14 protein-coding genes are annotated in these 19,926 nt (G+C 47.5%); 7 read left to right on the forward strand and 7 right to left on the reverse strand.

Annotated features, from left to right (window positions below; genetic code table 11):
• Window positions 1-76: 76 nt before the first annotated feature.
• From JM642_RS05500 to JM642_RS05515, 4 genes are all read right to left on the reverse strand, one after another.
• Window positions 77-3,232 (reverse strand): multidrug efflux RND transporter permease subunit, encoded by a 3,156-nt coding sequence (locus tag JM642_RS05500; protein ID WP_037421086.1) that lies wholly within the window; start codon window positions 3,230-3,232, stop codon window positions 77-79.
• The gene (locus JM642_RS05505; protein WP_037421088.1) at window positions 3,232-4,341 is read right to left on the reverse strand and encodes an efflux RND transporter periplasmic adaptor subunit; all 1,110 of its coding nucleotides are present in this window, start codon (window positions 4,339-4,341) and stop codon (window positions 3,232-3,234) included. The genes JM642_RS05500 and JM642_RS05505 overlap by 1 nt, the downstream gene beginning before the upstream one ends.
• A gap of 199 nt (window positions 4,342-4,540) precedes the next feature.
• Window positions 4,541-5,335: a transporter substrate-binding domain-containing protein gene (locus tag JM642_RS05510; RefSeq protein ID WP_099457662.1), complete on the reverse strand. Its 795-nt coding sequence runs from the start codon at window positions 5,333-5,335 to the stop codon at window positions 4,541-4,543.
• A gap of 173 nt (window positions 5,336-5,508) precedes the next feature.
• Window positions 5,509-6,663 carry a metallophosphoesterase gene (locus JM642_RS05515; RefSeq protein WP_203433090.1) on the reverse strand — a complete coding sequence of 385 codons (1,155 nt, stop codon included), beginning with the start codon at window positions 6,661-6,663 and terminating at the stop codon, window positions 5,509-5,511.
• 544 nt (window positions 6,664-7,207) lie between these two features.
• Here JM642_RS05515 and JM642_RS05520 point away from each other — a divergent pair.
• Together JM642_RS05520 and JM642_RS05525 are read left to right on the forward strand one after the other, a co-directional pair.
• Complete coding sequence (locus JM642_RS05520) at window positions 7,208-10,840, forward strand: PilC/PilY family type IV pilus protein (protein ID WP_239000492.1); 3,633 nt, start codon at window positions 7,208-7,210, stop codon at window positions 10,838-10,840.
• A 22-nt stretch (window positions 10,841-10,862) separates the two neighbouring features.
• Window positions 10,863-11,198: a TapY2 family type IVa secretion system protein gene (locus JM642_RS05525; protein ID WP_203433094.1), complete on the forward strand. Its 336-nt coding sequence runs from the start codon at window positions 10,863-10,865 to the stop codon at window positions 11,196-11,198.
• A 155-nt stretch (window positions 11,199-11,353) separates the two neighbouring features.
• Here the strand turns inward: JM642_RS05525 and JM642_RS05530 are convergent, their stop codons facing one another.
• The gene (locus JM642_RS05530) at window positions 11,354-12,007 is read right to left on the reverse strand and encodes a DsbA family protein (RefSeq protein WP_203433096.1); all 654 of its coding nucleotides are present in this window, start codon (window positions 12,005-12,007) and stop codon (window positions 11,354-11,356) included.
• A 98-nt stretch (window positions 12,008-12,105) separates the two neighbouring features.
• On the reverse strand, window positions 12,106-13,005 hold the full coding sequence (locus tag JM642_RS05535; RefSeq protein ID WP_203433097.1) for an MBL fold metallo-hydrolase: 900 nt from the start codon (window positions 13,003-13,005) through the stop codon (window positions 12,106-12,108).
• A gap of 189 nt (window positions 13,006-13,194) precedes the next feature.
• Between JM642_RS05535 and JM642_RS05540 the strand changes: the two genes are divergently transcribed.
• On the forward strand, window positions 13,195-14,133 hold the full coding sequence (locus JM642_RS05540; protein ID WP_144376135.1) for a LysR family transcriptional regulator: 939 nt from the start codon (window positions 13,195-13,197) through the stop codon (window positions 14,131-14,133).
• Window positions 14,134-14,254: 121 nt separating this feature from the next.
• Here the strand turns inward: JM642_RS05540 and ettA are convergent, their stop codons facing one another.
• Window positions 14,255-15,922 carry an energy-dependent translational throttle protein EttA gene (gene ettA, locus JM642_RS05545; protein ID WP_047534771.1) on the reverse strand — a complete coding sequence of 556 codons (1,668 nt, stop codon included), beginning with the start codon at window positions 15,920-15,922 and terminating at the stop codon, window positions 14,255-14,257.
• Window positions 15,923-16,112: 190 nt separating this feature from the next.
• Between ettA and glyA the strand changes: the two genes are divergently transcribed.
• The 4 genes from glyA (at window position 16,113) to JM642_RS05565 (ending at window position 19,887) form a co-directional block, all read left to right on the forward strand.
• A complete protein-coding gene (gene glyA, locus JM642_RS05550; protein ID WP_203433099.1) occupies window positions 16,113-17,366 on the forward strand; it encodes a serine hydroxymethyltransferase in 1,254 nt (417 codons plus the stop codon).
• A 174-nt stretch (window positions 17,367-17,540) separates the two neighbouring features.
• A complete protein-coding gene (gene nrdR, locus JM642_RS05555; protein WP_011073317.1) occupies window positions 17,541-17,990 on the forward strand; it encodes a transcriptional regulator NrdR in 450 nt (149 codons plus the stop codon).
• A gap of 87 nt (window positions 17,991-18,077) precedes the next feature.
• A complete protein-coding gene (gene ribD / locus JM642_RS05560; protein WP_144376137.1) occupies window positions 18,078-19,223 on the forward strand; it encodes a bifunctional diaminohydroxyphosphoribosylaminopyrimidine deaminase/5-amino-6-(5-phosphoribosylamino)uracil reductase RibD in 1,146 nt (381 codons plus the stop codon).
• A gap of 7 nt (window positions 19,224-19,230) precedes the next feature.
• A complete protein-coding gene (locus JM642_RS05565; RefSeq protein ID WP_011716201.1) occupies window positions 19,231-19,887 on the forward strand; it encodes a riboflavin synthase in 657 nt (218 codons plus the stop codon).
• The last annotated feature ends 39 nt before the right edge of the window (window positions 19,888-19,926 follow it).

The raw sequence follows: 19,926 nt of genomic DNA on the forward strand, positions 1-19,926 counted from the left end.
CCAAGGGACTGCTCCCTTGGCTTTTATGAGTTAAGCAAACGCATTATTTCACGCCTGTTTACATCATGGCGATAAATTAGGCTTTTGCCGTTTGTTCCTGCTGTTTGGCTGCCTCTTGTGCGGCTAATTCCTGCGCTGCTAATTCTTGAGCTTTAATGGCCGCTTCGAGTTTTGCTTCAACATAACCCGGTGAATGGGTCGCGGCCGAGATTAAACGGTACATTGCTGGGATGACAAACAGGGTGACAAAGGTCGCAAAGGCCATGCCGAAAAACACCACAGTCCCCACCGCAATCCGGCTCTCAGAGCCTGCGCCCGTTGAGAAAATCAGCGGTATCGCGCCGACTAAGGTGGTGAAGGCCGTCATCAAAATCGGGCGTAAACGGCGGGTTGAGGCATCGATAATGGCTTTATCTAAGGCTAAACCTCGGTCACGCAGTTGGTTGGCAAACTCGACAATTAAGATCCCGTTTTTGGTCACCATGCCAATCAACATAATCATGCCGATCTGGCTATAGATGTTAATACCTTGGCTGGTCACTAACAGGCCGAGGAAACCTCCAAATACTCCCATTGGCACGGTAAACATCACCACTAGGGGGTTGATAAAACTCTCAAATTGCGCAGCGAGTACCAAGTAAGCTACTAGTAGCGCTAAACCGAATACAATAAAAATACTACTTTGGTTTTCTTTAAAGTCTTTTGATTCACCGGTATAGCCAATGGAAATATCCTTGGGTAATAACTCTATGGACTTGTTTTCCAAGAACGTTAAGGCCTCGCCTAAGGTGTAACCTTTACTGATGTTGGCCTTAAGGGTGATGGATTTTTGTTTATTGGTATGGCTCAATCTTTGCGCTGAGGCCACTTCTTCGATATGGGTGACCGTATCGAGCGTGACTAATTCGCCCTTGGCTGAACGCATATAGATTTGGCTTAAATCGCCGACGTTGTTAAAACTGTTTTCATCACCGCGCAGATACACATCGTACTCTTCGCCGCGATCCACATAGGTGGTTTCTTTACGACCGCCGAGCATCACTTCTAAGGTTTGTGAGACGTCATCGACGCTGATCCCAAGTTCTGCTGCGCGCTCTTTATCAACGCTGACAATCAGTTCTGGTGTGGTTTCGGCGTAATCCAGATCCGCGCCTTCCATCATCGGGCTGGCATTGGCTTGCTCTTTTAACACCTGTGCCCATTTAAAGAGTTCCGCATAATCAGAGCCACCCAGTACAAATTGTACTGGCTCACTCGATTGCCCCCTAAAACCTGGCATCATAGGGCGAACCATCACATCGGGAATATCTTTCAATGCTTTACTTATAATCCCTAGCGCCTGTTGCGCCGTGACATTGCGATGTTCCCAATCCTCTAGCTGCATGATCACATAGCCAGTTTGATCGCCAGCACGACCACCAAAGGCAGGAGCTTGCACACTGAAAGAACGCAATACACCTTGGCCAAGGAGTGGCATTAATCTGTCTTCGACGATATCCATGTTCGCCGTCATACGGTTATAGCTAGTGCCCTCGGCGCCTTTCACAAAGGCGTAAAGTACACCGCGGTCTTCCTGCGGCGCTAATTGCGAGGGGACTTGCTGCATTAACCATGCGCTACCACCGATACAGGCGAGAATGACCAGTGGTGCCAGTAATCTAAAGCGGATCGCATGGGTCACACCCACACGGTAAACCCTTTCCATGCGCGCAAAACCACTATCCACAATGCGATTGAAACGGTTAGGTTTTACATTGGCTTTGAGTAATTTGCTACTCAATACTGGCGTTAGCGTGAGGGCAATGAGGGATGAGAACAGTACAGACACTGCCAGCATCACGGAAAACTCGGTAAAGAGTAAACCGACCATGCCATCCATAAATGAAATCGGCAGGAACACCATGACTAACACCGCGGTGGTTGCCACGACCGCAAAGCCGACTTCCCGTGTGCCTTTGTAAGCCGCAAGCAGCGGCTCTTCGCCTTTTTCGATATGGTGGAAAATGTTTTCGACCACCACAATCGCATCGTCGACCACGAGACCAATGGCGAGGATTAATGCCATTAATGTCAGTAGGTTAATTGAATAACCTAGCATGTTGGCGGCAATAAAGGCGGAGATTAAAGATACTGGAACCGTTACCGCGGGGATAAGGGTTGCCCTTGCTTGACCGATAAAGATATACAGCACTAACACCACGAGGGCGCCAGTGACATAGAGGGTGTTGTAGACCTCGTTGATTGAGCGGTCAATAAAGACGGTGGAGTCAAAGTCGACTACAAGACTGGTGCCATCGGGTAAAAAGTCTTGAATTTTATCGACTTCTTTATGGACTTCCTGAGCGACGACTAATGGGTTTGCATCGGATTGAGTGATCACCCCTAAGCTTAGGTTAACAATACCATCACTTTTAAAGGTGGAGTTTTCATTCTGTGCGCCCACGGCAACATCGGCCACATCTTTTAAATAGATAGGTGTCCCGTCGCTGGCGGTGCGTACGACTAAATAGTCAAAATCCTTTGGGGTGTAATAGAGCCTTTTGGTACGCACCGACATCACTGTCGTATCGTTACGCACTTGGCCGCCAGGGGTTTCGATGTTCTCTTTACGTAGGGCGCTAGTGATATCGGTGACGGTGACGTTGCGCCCCGCCATTTGCTCGGGTCTGAGCTTGACATACATGACCTTATAAAGACCACCCGAAATGCTGATGGAACTCACGCCGCTGATCAGACTGAATCTGTCTTCTAAAACCCGCTGGGCATAATCGGTCAGCTGGGTTCTGTCCATCACGGTTGAACTTAAGTTCACATACACGGAGGGTTCGCCTGAGCCATTGTCCTTCGATACTACAGGATCGTTAGCGTCTTCCGGCAGGCGGCGCTGGGCGCGGGCCACGGCATCACGCACATCACTCACCCCTTCGGTTAAGTTCCAACCGAGGAGGAATTTGACCGTGATCCGCGAGCTACCATTACGAGTGGTAGAGGTGATTTCATCGATACCGCTGATCCCCGTGAGTTCATCCTCAAGGGTCTTGGTGATTTGGCTTTCCATAATCGCTGCCGATGCACCGGAATAACTGGTGCTGACTGTCACCACTGGGCTTTCAACATCGGGCATTTCCCGCACTGAAAGTTTAGTAAAGGACACTAAGCCAAACACGCATAGCAGTAAGCTTAAAACAATTGCAACGACGGGGCGTTTAACTGAGACATCGGACAGCCACATTATTTCGTCTCCGCAGTGTTGACGTCTGACTTGGCTGGGCGGTTATTACTATTCTTAGCTTCAAGAGCGACTTCATTGATTTTTAAGCCATCGCGCATATTCACAAGCCCTTGAACCACCACTTTATCGCCAATTTTAAGGCCGCTATCGATAAGCACTTGGTCGCCAACACGGGCACCCAAAATCACTTCGGTGCGATGGGCGATATGATCCTCACCAACCACATACACATAGCGTTTAGTGCCTGAATATTCTAGGGCTTGCACTGGCACTATGGGGGCCGAAATCGGTGGGAAGGTGATGGTTGATGACATCATCATGCCGGGTTTTAAGCGATTATCGCTATTTTCAAATTGTACGCGGATCTTCAGGTTTAAGGTTTCTTCATTCACGCGGGGATCGATGGCGACCACTTTGCCTATAAAGGTTTGTCCTGGCCAAGCTCGGCTGGTGGCCGATACTGGCATGCCAATGCTAAGTTGTGACAGAAAATGTTCAGGCACTTGTAAGTCCAGTCGCATGCTGGATAAATCATCTAAGGTCATTAACTCTGTGCCAATACTTACCATCTTACCTTCGCTAAAGTTAATCAGCCCGGTTTTACCGGCAAAAGGTGCGATAAGGGAATGATAATGTAAATCCGCCTGCGCAGAGGCTAAGCGTGCTCTGGCAATATCGACACTGGCTTTTTGAGCATCGATTTCGGTTTGAGTGATGGCATTGCGGCTGATAAGTTTTTCAAACTCTCTGAGCTTGCGGGTTTCATCATTTAAAAAGGCATTGGCTTCAGCCACCGCGGCTTGAGCTTTCATATCATCGAGTTCGATTAGCAACTGGCCTTTTTTCACTGTTTGATTCGAAGTCACGGCAATTTGTTTAATTTTGCCGGTGACTTGCGGCGCGATCACCACTGCGCGCTCAGCGGCCAGTTTACCAATCAGTGAAATAGATTGAGCCAGTGGATGTTCAACCACTTCCCCTGTGACAACCGGCACGGTACGCATAAGCTGGGGGGCACTTTCGGGTTTGGCAGCCTGCAATACATCACTAAAGCTCACAGCGGCGGCAACCGCCGCAACTAAGGCAATGGCTATTATGGTTTTTTTCATTGGAATAATTATCTCGCACAAAGACGGTTAACAGGCGTTAGCACTAATGGCGCTATTCTAGTGAATAACCGTCATCAGGTGGGTAAAAGTTTGTAAAGTTAAGCACTCGAAAGTGAAAGAAATTGTGTTTTGTGTCGAGATACCCCATGGCAATCTCATTCGCCCCATTCGAAGTGCATACGATAGCTGAGTTATTCTGCTAAGGATGTGCTTGTGTTCGTATTTTTTCTATCGGATCTACGGCTGATTGAATTTGCGGATACTGGCTTAAAATTGCCTCAAGACGACCATCTTGGCCCATGCTTTCAAGGCCTTTGTTAAATTCGTCGATCAAGGTGGACTGATCCGTTATCGCCAAAGAGACGCCCAGATGGAATACCTCAGTGGCGATGGGGTCTCCCACCTGCTCGAAGGTATCGGCATATTCACTTTGATTTCTATTGATTAAATATTGAGCAATATTGTGGCCGATTAACACTATGTCAATGCGTTTTAGAAACAATTTCTTAAGATTCATTTCGTCGGAATTACCTTCCTCTGTCGTGAGTCCTGTGGCGGCTATTTCGGGTGGATTGGCGTAACCGCGGCCAATGCCGATGGTAAAGGGCTTAAGTTCGCTTAATTGACTAAAACGTAACGGATTATCTTTACGTTTGTAGAAGACAATCTGTACGGCTTGTATCGGTGCGGAATAATGCGCCCATTGCTCACGTTCTTTGCGGTACCAAAGTCCAATAATACCATCGGCTTGGCCGGTTTTTACCAGTAATGCTGCCCGAGCAAAGGGATAAAACTTAACACTAGCATTGTAGCCTTGGCGCTTAAAGGCCTCTTTAACGACTTGGGTAACGCCACCCTGCTCGGGTAACGAATCGGCATAAAAGGGCGGATAATTGGTCGCAACTAAGTTTAAATCTCGTCCTGCAAAACTGCGGGAAGGCAATCCTAACAACAGCAATACAAGGCTTAAATTTATCAGCAGTTTGAAGTCCATACGCATCCCTAACGTTAAAGCGTTATTTGCTGAGTATAGGGGGTGTTAAGCCGATGAGTTGAATTTTGTATAGAGAGGTAAGTTATCGCTTACTCGATATGGAGTCGACTCGTTATCCTTTTATTGAATAATAAAAAGGGCTTATGGATTAAACCTATAAGCCCTGAATCGATTTAAAGTGCTACTTGCTCACCCTTATATAACCCGCGGGTGAGTTTATTGTCGTCTATCAGTAATAATTCTCCTGACTGACCATCCTTAATACTACTATCTATTGCAATGATTTTATTATGGTAAAGTCCAAGTACTCGCTCCTGTGAAGTGTGGCCGACGATAATATGATCAACCTTAAAGTAGTTTAGGATTCGGTCGATCTCGGGTTCAGCGAGTGCATCTTTAAAGTAGCCACGGTACCAAGTGGGGCCATTAGTGAAAAACAGGAAATTCAACAGATCGTTTTGTTTTAAATCTTCTTTTTTATCGTCTAAATGTTGACGGAATAACTGATTAGCATCGCTGATATTGAGTTTACGCTCGACCCATTCAGGGCTTATTCCTCCGTGCATAAACAGCAGATTATTGATTTTCACCAGCGTGTTTTTACTGCGAAGCCAACGGCCGATTTCGGTGTCTTTATTGTAGAGCGCATCATAGCTGCGATTGAGTAATCCCGCCGAGGTTTGATAGCGCTCATTCACATAACGTAAGTCGCCGCGAAACACCATTTGCTCGTGGTTGCCCATAAGTAAATGTAATCGACCACCGGCGGCTTGGGCTTGCTTATCTAACTCATATAAAAACCACAGAACTTCGTTAACTTGGTGACCACGGTCGAACATATCTCCCGTCATGACCATATGGCCGTCACCAAAGGCCCAGTGATTATTTTCATCGATAATCTGATGGGCTTTCAGCAGGTTAATCATCACATCGAATTGCCCATGCACATCGCTTAAGGCCACTATCTTGCCTGCATGAGTGTAGGTATCAGCTTCAACTTTGGGAGCATCGGTATGGCGTTTGGGCTGTGGCAAGTTGCCACAATCATTTGGGCGAGCCAATTGATTGTTTGCGATAGGGGTTTGTTTTAACTGACTCTGGCAGATCCAGTAGGCGGTATTTTGGTTACCTTGGTCGAGGAAAACATAAGGACCATCGGTCACGGATGATGGCGTAAGTTCAGTGCTAAATGCGCCAACAGAAAATAAACTTAGCAAAGTAAACAGTGTAGCCTGAGCCGAAGTCAGTCTCTTCTTCAATGTGAGCGAAGATATATTCTGTGGTTGAGGTGTCGAGTGACCGAAACCATTGCGGAAGAGCGCGTGCATTCAAAGCTCCTGAGTTATTAAACGTGGCTTATGTGGGGTTGGTTAGCATAATGTTAATGACTTGGTAGGGCAAGGGATCCTATGTTGGGATATTTTCATGGTGAGAACGCTTTATCTCTATGTTTGTTGTTCAGCCTGTTTTGTTTTGGCAAGTTAAATTAATGGTATAGCATTTTTTATATTTTTTGGGCTGGAGTTCTCCTTTATTTCCTATAACGTTAATAGCGCATTCTCAATATCATAAGTGTCACTGTTTTTATTTTTTTAGCTCATTACTATGATGGTGATATTTTTATTGGTTACATTTTTTATTTATTTGTTGTCAATTCGGTGTGCATAATGGTAATAATTGCTGAAAGTAGCCTAAGTTTATGATTTTACTGTTTTACGTTCGGTTAACTTACTGTTTGTTGTGCGGTTAACTTGGCCTTTTTAAACAATTTAAATCCTAGTTTTGTAAATGCAGGTGCTTTTATTATTCCTTAATAACAGATGCGCATACTGTATGAGTCAGTTTTTATTTAAATGTCAGAAAAGCTCGTTGATGATCTTTTCGCTTAATTACGTTTTATTGAAACATATTTGTCAATCTCGCCTTCAAAACGTCCGCTATACGTTAACTTCAATAGTCGCTTTTATTATTTCGAGCCTCGTTGTCGGCGCGGCGAGTTTATTTACCGCGTCAAGCATTGCTGATGATACAGAGCTTTATGTGTTCGAAGCGTCCGCCCGTAATGGCTCGCGCCCGCAGGTGCTGATCATTTTCGATAACTCCGGCAGTATGAGTAATCTTGCCTATGGGGTCGATGCTCCTTACGAGAATAAACGTAATGCTAACTATGCCCAGTCGGGAAAGCTATTTTATAGCCGAGGTTCGGCTGATAATGCTGAGTTACCTAATCCTGCCTCTCAGCGTGAAATGCGTCAGTTTAATGCAGCACTCAATGGCTGTGAAAGCTCGTGGGATTACCTCAATCGGTATGGCACCTTCACTGGTTTCTTTCGTGAGTATGGTTTTTCGGGGGGGACTGGTGCGTGGAAAGAATTTTCTGAACTAAATGGTAGCTCGATAGCTGCTGTCGATTGCTTTGAAGATATCCAAGAGGAAAGACTCGGTAATGCAGCAGGAGAGGCTAACGGTTTACCCGTTGACAGTTTAGGCTCTGCGGCTAAACCCGTTCGGTACACGGCAGTCAATATTCACTCATCCGAGAGTGCTAAGGCAAGCGCGAAGGCAAAGGCGCAGAAAACAGGTTTTGGCTCCGGCAAAGTGGTCACAGTTTATACCGAAGATTATTTAAAATGGCACCATGGTACTAAAAAGAAGGTCAATAAAACCCGTCTAGAGCTGGCACAAGATGCGATTGAAAGTGTGGTTTTAACTACGCCGGGGGTGGATTTTGGTTTAGCTATTTTTAATATGAATGGGCCACGTGATGGTGCGCGTGACGGTGGGCGGATTATCTCTGGGATTAAAACTATGTCCGCCCAAGCCAAAATTGATTTATTGAAAAGGGTCAATCTTATTAGTTATGCCCAAAATACGCCGCTATGCGAAACGCTCTACGAAGCCTATCGTTATTTTGGTGGGCAGGAACAGTATTTTGGTGATGATGATAGCGATTATAATTACTACGATAATAGGGGGCGTTACCAAGGTACCTACAACGCCAGTTCTAATCCCTTTACTGACCCAGCTGCGCTTATTATTGGAAGTAATACGTACAATTCGCCGTTTAAGCCTTGCCAAAATGAAGCGTATATCGTCTACATCACCGACGGCGAGCCGACGCTTGATAACGCGGCCGATGGCATTATTGAGCGTTTAACCAATGGTGTAGGTAAGCATACCTCCAACCCGAAAAGTTATCTCAGTGCGCTTTCTGGCTGGATGCGAACTGAGGATGTGAATCCTAATTTAGCCGGAAAACAAACCGTTAGAACCTTTACCATTGGGTTTAGTGAAGGTGCAGCCAGTGCCGAGCACCTACTGAAGCAAACCGCCGATAATGGCGGTGGTAAGTATTTTGATGCCACCGATGCCAGTCAATTACGTTCTTCATTGCAAACGGCTTTAAATAATATCCTCGAAAAAAATGCCAGCTTTACTTCCCCCTCGGTAGCGAGCAATAACTTCAATCGTACTCAAACCTTTGATTCAGCATATTATTCTATGTTCTTGCCTAATAAGGGACCAAGATGGCTAGGGAATATTAAAAAGTTCAAGGTGACCAGTGACGGTGATATCGTTGATAGCAAAGGCAAAAATGTGATAGGCGAAGATGGCAATATCAAAGCCGATGCTTGCTCCTATTGGACATCAGCTGAAGAATGCGGAAGCAGCGGTGATGGTAACGATGTTAAGCGTGGCGGGGTGCTCGCTGCGATGCAGCAGGCGACTAGTCGCACTTTATACAGTAATTTTGGCAGTGGATTGAGCGCTTTTACTCTGTCAAATGCAGCTCGAAAAGCTGGCGATAATGTGCGTTTAGCCACCTATATGGGGGTCGATGAAACAGAACTCACTGGGCTATTTGACTGGGCGAAGGGAATCGATGTTGATAACGATAAAAATCAGGACTTAAGTACTGCCAGTGGCGCAACCCCAAATTGGCGCGCCGATATAATGGGAGATGCTCTACATTCCAAGCCCTTAGCACTCAATTTTGGTTCTGAAGCTAAACCTGATATTCGAATTCTTGTCGGGACGAACCATGGGTTCCTGCATATGTTTAAGGATGAAGGTGATAGCGTGTCTGAGACTTGGGGATTTATCCCCTATGAGCTACTGCCGAATTTTCGCGATCTCAAGGCTAACGCGCCGACGGGCGTACACTCGGTATACGGTATTGATGGCTCGCCAGTTGCCTACACCAAAATGCAGGGCAAACGGATTGAAAAGGCATGGGTATTTGTGGGAATGCGCCGAGGCGGCAATGCGTATTACGCCCTCGATGTGACCACACCTGATAACCCCAGTTTTATGTGGAAGATAGATGCCAGCTCACCCGGTATGGGCGAGTTAGGGCAATCTTGGTCGACGCCTGTGGTGACGACAATTCCGAGTGCGACTGGCGATAAGCCTGTATTGATTTTTGGTGGTGGATATTCCCCTTCAACTAAAGATGGCGCTGAGATTGGTACTGATGACAGCAGTGGCCGTGGCGTGTTTATTGTCGATGCGCAAACGGGGGCGTTAATCCATCAATTCGGCGGCAGTGGGGCTAACACGCCATTGCCAGGTATTGCCAACAGTATTCCAAGCAGTGTTGCTGTATTAGACGGCAATGGTGATGGTCATACCGATAGAATCTATGCCACAGATATCCAAGGTAATGTATGGCGGATGGATATGCCCTCCGCGAATGTGTCGACCTGGTCGGGATTTAAATTTGCCGCATTAGGGGATAAGAGTTCAGTGGCGGGAGATAGGCGATTCTTTTCTGGGCCTATAGTGGCCCAGACCTTGATCTCAAATACCTTTGAGCAGACTAAAGTCGTTAATGGAGCATCGACCAAAGTTGTCACGTCACAGAATATTCCTTACGACGCAATTGTTGTCGGGAGTGGCCACAGGGCAAAGCCAAGTGATGTCTCCCGCTCGGATATGTTTTTTGCATTGCAAGATAGAAACATAGTCACTCAATCATTCCAAGGTAAATCAAATCAAAAGCCTGTGCCTAAAACGCTACAGTTAAGTGATTTATATGATGTCAGTTCGGCGGCGCCCAATGATCAGGCCAGTGAAATCGTTTTTAGTCAAAAACGAGGTTGGTACTATAACTTCTCTCGTAAAGGCGAAAAGAGCCTGTCATCTGCGACCATAGTGGGGGGGGAAGTGTACTTCAGCAGTTTTGTGCCTGGTAGTGATGGCTCAGTCAACCAATGTTTGAGTTCGGGTAAGGGCTATCTTTATAAAAAGAATTTGCACAGGGGCACTCGTGGTTACAAAACAGATTATTTGTATGCAGGTGAGTTGGTACTGGATACGCCGCAGTTAGTGATCCCGCCTGCCGAGCAGCCTAAGGACCCGAATGCTAAAGTACCAACGCCAGATATGTTTTTGATTGGTATCGGTAATGCGGTGCCAGATGAGGCGACATGTGAAAGTGGTAACCCTAAGTGTATTGGGGGCGGGCCAACAACGAACAAAATTTATTATTACATCAGTCAATGATGTAAAGAGTTAACGAGTCGAGATGAGTAATAGCCTTATGATGAAATACGGTACCCTTGGTTTGTTGCTGCTAGCGGGATTCCAATGGTCAGCGCTGGCGACAGAAACTGAGAAGCGACAGGATTACAAATGCTATTTAGAGACTAATCAGGGGTTTAAGCTGATGCGTTTCTCGTGGTTTGAATCTAAAGTCAATGAGTATCTGCTTACCTTGCCCGGGACACAGCTACCGCGTTTACCTCGGGATAAGCCGATTCCACTCTATGCGAAAGCAGTACTTGAGTGTGTAAAAATGAGTGAGCCTTTTACGCTCGAACAGGCAAAGCAAGCCGAGCTTGCGCTCGAGAATCAGGGTTAACTTGGCCTGTGGTATCAACATTGAAAATGCCGATGGGATAAATCCTATAGTGACTTATCCCATCGTTTAAGGGGGAAACCCCAAACTCAAAAAGCCAAGGTTTGAGTCTTCATAAGTAAAACGTAAGACTGGCGCACTTTCAAGAAAGTGGCGTGTTAAGACACTTGTTCATTCAGATACTCAAGCCACTTGCTCGGATGACCGTAAAAACGGCTGTGATTGAGTAAACGCAGATTTCCCTCACTTGTCGTGAGTGCTACTGAAGGGTAACCTTGGGCACCCAGCTGATTCATCAGCGCCCGTGATGCCAAAATGTGCTGGTAAAACGCGTCTTCATTTTGGGCAAATTCCTTCGTAAAGGCAGCGCCATCTATTCCCATTTTTTCTGCTAAAAGATGCAGATTCTGTTCATCGCTGGCGCTTTTGCCATCGCGATAATGGGCGAGTTGCACTGCATGTAGGTAAGCTAGCTCATTGCCCCCTAAGGCTGCAACGGCAAGCATAGCTCTAATGGGGGGCGCAGAATCCAGTACAATGCTGGTATCACGTAATAAGCCTTCATAATAGTTTTCACCAAAGGCTTGTCCGGTTAACGCGGCTATCCGTTGATCATGGGGCATCACATAATCGCGCCATTGGTTATCTATCTGTTTGCGCCTTGGCCCTGTGAGCATGCCGCCTGCGTGGAGTGTTATCTCAAACCCAGCATTAGCAGCGGCGTCCAAGAGTGGTGCAGCCGCATAACACCAACCGCACAGAGGATCGATAATGGCATGTAAAACGGCCTTGGGATTTTCTGTAGTATTCATTTATGTGCTTCCTACAAAACTATTTTGTGCTGTGACTCGCGAGTTAATGCACAATTGTTTGAATTAGTGGGGGCAGGATTATCCATGCCCCTATTCCCTTACATTGGCCAACGCATTTCACCCATGATGACTTTGGCACTGATCTCAAGCCCTGCATCCAAAGGAATTTGTGGGTAGAGTGCGAGCATCTTGGCGATTAAGTCCGCAGAATCTTTTGCTGTTTTGGCTGCCTTTTCAAAGGCATTAATATAATCGCGAGTAAAAGCGATGGCGCGCTTATCAAATCTGGCATCACCGAGATAATGTCCAGGGATAACCTCTTTGGGAGATAAGGCTTCCATCTTTTCTAAATGGGTTAACCAGGCTTTACGCGACGCTAAACTTTGCGTATCTGCCATCCAAACATGGGTGTTATCAAATACTTCAACGCCGCCAGTGATGGTTTTAGCCGACGGTATCCACAGGAAGGTATGCTTAGGGTGAGCATCCTCTAGTCCTTCAATCAGTACTTGTTCACCGTCGATACTAAAGCGATTGGTGGTGACCACTTTTGGCAGCACTAATTGGCTCGGGGCATTGTCCTTTAAAATCGGTCCCCAGTAGGCGAGCTTGCCGTCCATCGATGCTTTAATATCATCGACCGTAGTTTGAGTGGCGACGATTTCGACCTCGGGGAAGTTTTGTTTAATCACATCCAACCCAAAGTAAAAATCCGGATCGCTATGGCTGATATACACCAAGGTAAGCTTTTTACCGCTGGCTTTAATGGTATCCACTAAGGTTTGGGCATCATTTTTTTGAAATTGAGCATCGACTAGCATCATTTCATGTTCGCCGCTGATAAAGCTTGAAGACACCGCAAAAATACTGTTTTCGCCTGGATTAAAATGGCTCACTTGCAAAGGTGCAGCCTGAGCAGTAGCCATTCCCGCCACCAGCATGGTTGCAGCTAGCTGGGGTTTTAAAGAAGTTAACTTTAGATTGTTCAATAGTGTCATTTCTGTTCTCACTTATTCATTCAAATAGGATTCGGTGATTTGCACTGCTGCAAAAGTGAGCTTAGTTTAGGTTGCAAAAAACGTTAGATAAACACGGAAACTTGCGCTTATTTGTTGCATAATCCGGATGAATCAACGTTTGAAACTGATTATTTAGTGCAAAGCAATCAACATAAGGGCGGATAAACCATGGATAGACTCGAAGCGGCAAAGGTTTTTGTGACTATTGTTGAACGAGGCAGCATGATTGGCGCCGCAGAGGCGTTGGATATGTCGCGTTCTATGGTAACCCGTTATTTGGCCGAGATGGAGGAATGGTCGGGCGCACGCTTACTGCACCGTTCGACAAGACGTTTGAGCCTGACCAGTGCGGGCGAGCAAGTGCTCGATTATTGCCAGCGCTTGCTTGAATTAGCGCAGGAAGTCCCCGCGGTTAGTCATGTACAAAGCGCCCAACCCAGAGGATTATTGCGGATCAGTTGTTCGCAATTTATGGCCCATTTACTTCTTCCCACGGTCGTGCGTCCTTACTTAGCCCAATATCCTCAGGCGAGTGTTAACTTTCATGTTAGCAGCCAAACCGTTGATTTAGTTGCCGAACGTATTGATCTTGCCATACGTATCACTAATGAGCTCGATCCTAGTCTAATCGCCAGACGTTTAGGCGAGTGTGAGTCCGTGGTCTGCGCCGCACCGCGTTATCTTGCCACCCATTCACTTATTAGCCATCCCGAGGATTTAACTCGGCATAACTGTTTAACCTATTCCTACTTTGGCGATGTGATGTGGCGGTTTACTCAAATTATTCATCCTGATGGTATCGAGGCGGGGCAGCTTTTTAATATTCCCGTAAGAGGTAACTTAAGTGCCAATGATTCTATGGTGGTACTAAACGCCACCTTGGCCGGCGAGGGGATTGCTATGCAGCCCTTGTGGGCGGTTAAACCGCATCTCGACTCGGGGGCATTAGTGCCACTGCTGCGGGAATTTAAACCTCAATCTTTGGGCGTATATGGGGTGTATCAATCCCGTAAACATATGCAGCCCGCCTTAAGAGTGATGATGGATATGCTGGTGGCCTACTTTGCTAGCATGAACCAGCATGAATATAGTGCCAGCCTGAAATAACGGAAAATCCTCACCCTAAATTCAATGCAATAAAAAGGAGCTTAACCCTTTCGAGTTAACCTCCTCAGATACACGCTTGCCTAGATTCTAGATTCTAGATTCTAGATTCTAGATTCTCGATCTATTTCGTCATGCGCTTGTATTTCAGGCGGTGTGGTTCAACCACATCGGCGCCATAGGTGTTCTTCAACCACGCTGAGTATTCGGTGTAGTTACCTTCGTAGAAGTTAACTTGGCCTTCGTCGCGATAATCCAGAATATGGGTCGCGATACGGTCTAAGAACCAACGGTCGTGCGAGATCACCATAGCGCAACCAGGGAATTCGAGAATCGCTTCTTCCAGTGCGCGCAGGGTTTCAACGTCTAAGTCGTTGGTCGGTTCGTCGAGGAGCAGTACGTTACCGCCAGCCTGCAACAGTTTAGCTAAGTGAACACGGTTGCGCTCACCGCCCGATAGAGTACCGATAATCTTTTGCTGATCTGCACCACGGAAGTTAAAGCGGCCCACATAGGCGCGGCTTGGAATTTCCATGTTGTTGATGCGCATGATGTCTTGACCACCAGAGATTTCTTGCCAAATGGTGTTTTTGTCATTCATCGAGTCGCGGAACTGTTCAACCGACGCCAGTTGTACTGTTTCACCTATCTCAATGGTGCCGCTATCGGGCTGCTCGCTGCCAGACAGCATGCGGAACAGGGTCGATTTACCTGCACCGTTGGCACCGATAATACCGACGATAGCGCCCTTAGGAATCGAGAACGACAGGTTATCGATCAGCACGCGATCACCGTAGGACTTGGTTAAGTTCTTCACTTCGATGACTTTGTCACCTAAACGTGGTCCAGGCGGAATAAACAGCTCGTTGGTTTCGTTACGTTTTTGGTAATCAGTGGTGTTCAGCTCTTCGAAGCGCGCCATACGGGCCTTGCCCTTAGACTGACGGCCTTTCGCGCCTTGGCGAACCCATTCTAATTCTTTCGCAATGGTCTTTTGACGTGCGCTTTCTGCGGCAGATTCCTGCTTCAAGCGGGCATCTTTTTGTTCTAGCCATGAAGAGTAGTTGCCTTCCCATGGGATACCCTCACCACGGTCAAGTTCTAAAATCCAGCCAGCAGCATTGTCGAGGAAGTAACGGTCGTGGGTAATCGCCACAACGGTGCCCGAGTATTCCTGGAGGAAGTGCTCGAGCCACGCGACGGATTCAGCGTCCAAGTGGTTGGTCGGTTCGTCGAGTAGCAGCATTTCTGGTTTTTCCAGCAGCAGACGACAAATTGCTACACGGCGGCGCTCACCACCCGATAAGACTTCAATCTTTTCATCCCAATCAGGCAGACGTAGCGCGTTCGCCGCGCGCTCAAGGATGTTGTCTAGATTGTGAGCGTCCTGCGCCTGAATAATCGCTTCAAGTTCGCCTTGCTCTTTGGCAAGCGCGTCGAAGTCCGCATCGGGTTCTGCATAAGCGGCATAGACTTCGTCTAAGCGTTTGAGGGCATTTTTTGCTTCAGAAACCGCTTCTTCAATCGCCTCACGCACGGTTTGCGTTGGGTCGAGTTTGGGTTCCTGTGGCAGGTAACCAATCTTCAGCCCTGGCATTGGGCGTGCTTCACCCTCAATCTCGGTATCGATACCGGCCATAATGCGCAGTAGGGTGGATTTACCTGAACCGTTAAGACCTAACACACCGATCTTGGCGCCGGGGAAAAAGCTTAAAGAAATGTCTTTAAGGATCTGCTTCTTAGGCGGAACAACCTTGCCCACCCGCAACATGCTGTAAACAAACTGAGCCATTTTTCTGCATCTATAAGTGACTAATGATGCGGCTAATTCTACTCGATTGCGCGCCGAACTCAACTCGGCATTGAGGCGCATTCAAGCTAAAACTGTAGGATTTTCATGTTTCAGAGACTGGGATTGTCGGCTCGTTACGAGTAGAATACCGCGCAACCCTACCTATAAGAATTGGCTGCTGGAGTAAGCAATGCTGAAAAAAGATATGAATATCGCAGATTATGATCCGGAACTGTTTAACGCAATTCAGAATGAAACTCTGCGTCAAGAAGAGCATATTGAGCTGATTGCTTCTGAAAACTACACCAGTCCACGCGTGATGGAAGCGCAAGGTTCACAACTAACGAATAAGTACGCCGAAGGCTATCCAGGCAAGCGTTACTACGGCGGTTGTGAGTATGTGGACGTAGTTGAAACCTTAGCGATTGAGCGTGCAAAACAACTGTTTGGTGCGACCTACGCAAACGTACAACCTCACTCAGGTTCTCAAGCAAACAGCGCCGTTTACATGGCATTGTTAAAACCAGGCGATACCGTTTTAGGAATGAACTTAGCACACGGTGGTCACTTGACCCACGGTTCGCCAGTAAACTTCTCCGGTAAGCTATACAACATTATTCCTTACGGTATCGATGAGTCTGGCAAAATCGACTACGACGAAATGGAACGTCTGGCCGTAGAACACAAACCTAAGATGATGATCGGTGGTTTCTCTGCTTACTCAGGCATCGTTGACTGGGCAAGAATGCGCGAAATCGCAGATAAAATTGGTGCTTACCTGTTTGTTGACATGGCGCACGTGGCCGGTCTTATTGCTGCTGGCGTGTATCCAAACCCAGTGCCACACGCTCACGTTGTGACGTCAACTACTCACAAAACCTTAGCGGGTCCTCGTGGTGGTATCATTCTGTCTGCTGCCGATGATGAAGAGTTATACAAAAAGCTGAACTCTGCAGTATTCCCTGGCGGTCAAGGCGGTCCTTTGATGCACGTTATCGCGGGTAAAGCGGTCGCCTTCAAAGAAGCCCTAGAGCCAGAGTTCAAAGCCTACCAACAACAAGTGGTTAACAACGCTAAAGCCATGGTTGAAGTGTTCTTAGAGCGCGGTTACAAGATCGTCTCTGGCGGTACTGATAACCACTTAATGCTGGTGGACTTAATCGGTCGCGACTTAACCGGTAAAGAAGCCGATGCCGCGTTAGGTAGCGCGAACATCACAGTAAACAAAAACTCTGTGCCAAACGATCCACGTTCTCCATTCGTGACCTCTGGTGTGCGTATCGGTACGCCTGCGATCACTCGCCGTGGCTTTAAAGAAGCTGAAGCGAAAGCGTTAACCGGTTGGATCTGTGACATCCTCGACGATGCCCACAATCCAGCGGTCATCGAGCGCGTAAAGGGCCAAGTATTGGCACTGTGCGCCCGTTTCCCTGTTTACGGTTAACCGATTAATTTTGTGGGGCTGAGTCTAACAACCATCTGATAGTTAACCTCAGCCGATAAATAGGATAAAATCCCATGGCCGCATTAAGCGGCCATTTTTATTGCTAAAATCTTAGACTTAAACCTGCTCGGTTTAAGCAAGATAGGCTTTATTCCATTCACGGCAGGAGGCTCAATGCATTGTCCATTTTGCAGCGCGACAGATACTAAAGTGATCGATTCCCGATTAGTGGCTGAAGGCCATCAAGTGCGTCGTCGCCGAGAATGCACCGAATGCCACGAAAGATTTACTACCTTCGAAGGGGCCGAATTAGTCATGCCACGGGTGATTAAACGCGATGGTACGCGCCAACCCTTCGATGAAGAAAAGCTGCAAGCAGGCATGTTACGCGCGGTCGAAAAGCGCCCCGTGTCCATGGATGAAATCGAGCAGGCCTTAAGTAAAATCAAGTCAACGCTGCGGGCGACTGGCGAGCGTGAAGTGCCATCCGAGATGATAGGTAACTTGATGATGGAACAGTTAATGAGCCTAGACAAGGTTGCCTATATTCGTTTTGCCTCGGTTTATCGCGCCTTTGAAGACGTCTCCGAATTTGGTGAGGCGATTGCGAAACTGCAAAAGTAACATGGGTTATCTTAGGTTAGCGCTTAGGTTAGCGCCTCGTTATGCGCCGCATTCGGGCACGCTTCCTCAAGATTTCATAGGGTTTATATGAATTGGTCAGAACTCGATAACCAGATGATGAGCCGAGCCATACAACTGGCTCGCAAAGGATTTTATACCACTCGCCCCAATCCCAGTGTGGGCTGCGTTATCGTAAAAGATAACCAGATTATCGGTGAAGGTTATCATCAAAAAGCCGGCGAGCCCCACGCCGAGGTGCATGCACTGCGCATGGCTGGCGAGCTCGCCCGTGGCGCGACCGCATATGTCACCTTAGAACCTTGTAGCCATTATGGCCGTACGCCGCCGTGTGCCTTAGCGCTGATCAATATCGGTATTAAACGTGTAGTCGTTGCGGTGGAAGATCCTAATCCGCAGGTCGGTGGCCGCGGTATTCAAATGCTGCGCGATGCGGGTATTGAAGTGGATGTGGGATTACATCGCGATGAGGCCTATGCCTTAAATCTTGGTTTTATGAAGCGCATGGAGTCTGGTCTACCTTGGGTGACGGTCAAACTGGCCGCGAGTCTCGATGGTAAAACCGCGTTATCAAACGGGGTGTCCAAATGGATCACAGGCCCCGAAGCGCGCCGCGATGTGCAGCGTTTACGTTTACGCGCCTGCGCCATAGTGACTGGGATTGAAACTGTACTAGCCGATGACCCATCTCTCAATGTGAGATACTCAGAGCTTGGCAGTTTAACTGCGCAATTTAGTGCGTCGCAGGTTTTACAACCGCTGCGAGTGGTTTTAGACAGTCGCGCCCGTATGCCTATCTCGGCTGCATTGTTTGCGATTGAATCGCCGATTTTATTAGTCTCGACAGTGAGCTATTCGTCAGACTTTATGGCGCAATTACCCGCCCATGTGACTTGCCTCCAATTACCGGCGATTGATGGTCGAATCTCGCTACCCGAGCTCTTAAGCTATTTAGGCAAAAGCTGTAATCAGGTGCTTATCGAAGCGGGCGCGACCTTAGCTGGCGCCTTTATTCGCTCAGGATTAGCCGATGAATTAGTGCTATATCAAGCGATGAAAATCCTTGGCGCACAAGGGCGTAATCTACTCGAATTACCCGATTATCAAATGATGGCCGATATTCCGACCCTCAAACTGGTCGATGAGCGTAAAGTGGGCGCGGATACGCGTTTTACCTTGAGGCTCGAGTCCAATCCATCTTTAGCGAATAAGTGAGTTAACCATGTTTACTGGGATTATTGAGGCCGTTGGCACGCTGCGAAAGCTTGAACGCAAAGGCGATGATATCCGTTTAACGGTCGCCAGTGGCAAACTGGATTTAAGCGATGTGCGTTTAGGCGACAGTATCGCCACCAACGGTGTGTGTTTGACTGTGGTGCAACAATTAGCCGATGGCTATGTGGCTGATGTGTCAGCAGAAACCGTCAGCCTTACAGGCTTTGCCAACTATAAAGTGGGCACTAAGGTCAATCTTGAAAAGGCCGTCACCCCAACTACACGTTTAGGCGGCCATATGGTCAGCGGCCATGTGGATGGCATTGCCACCGTAGAGCAGCGTTTGGCGCGGGGCCAAGCGATTGAGTTTTGGTTAGCGGCGCCTACGGAGCTGGCTCGCTATATCGCCCATAAAGGTTCTATCACCATCGATGGCGTGAGCCTAACGGTAAACGAAGTCGATGGACACCGTTTCCGATTAACCATAGTGCCCCATACCGCGGGTGAAACCACGTTGGTGGATTTGAAAGCCGGCGATAAGGTGAATATTGAAGTGGATTTAATCGCTCGCTATTTAGAGCGTTTAATGCGCTTTGATACTAAAGAAACCCAAGGCGGTGGGGTGACCATGGAAATGTTAGCCCGTGCTGGCTTTGTGCGTTAGGGCACTGGCACTTAGCTCACTTAGGTATAGAATTTCATA

The sequence above is a fragment of the Shewanella sp. LZH-2 genome (genome assembly GCF_016859145.1).
Taxonomy (GTDB): Bacteria; Pseudomonadota; Gammaproteobacteria; order Enterobacterales; family Shewanellaceae; genus Shewanella; species Shewanella xiamenensis.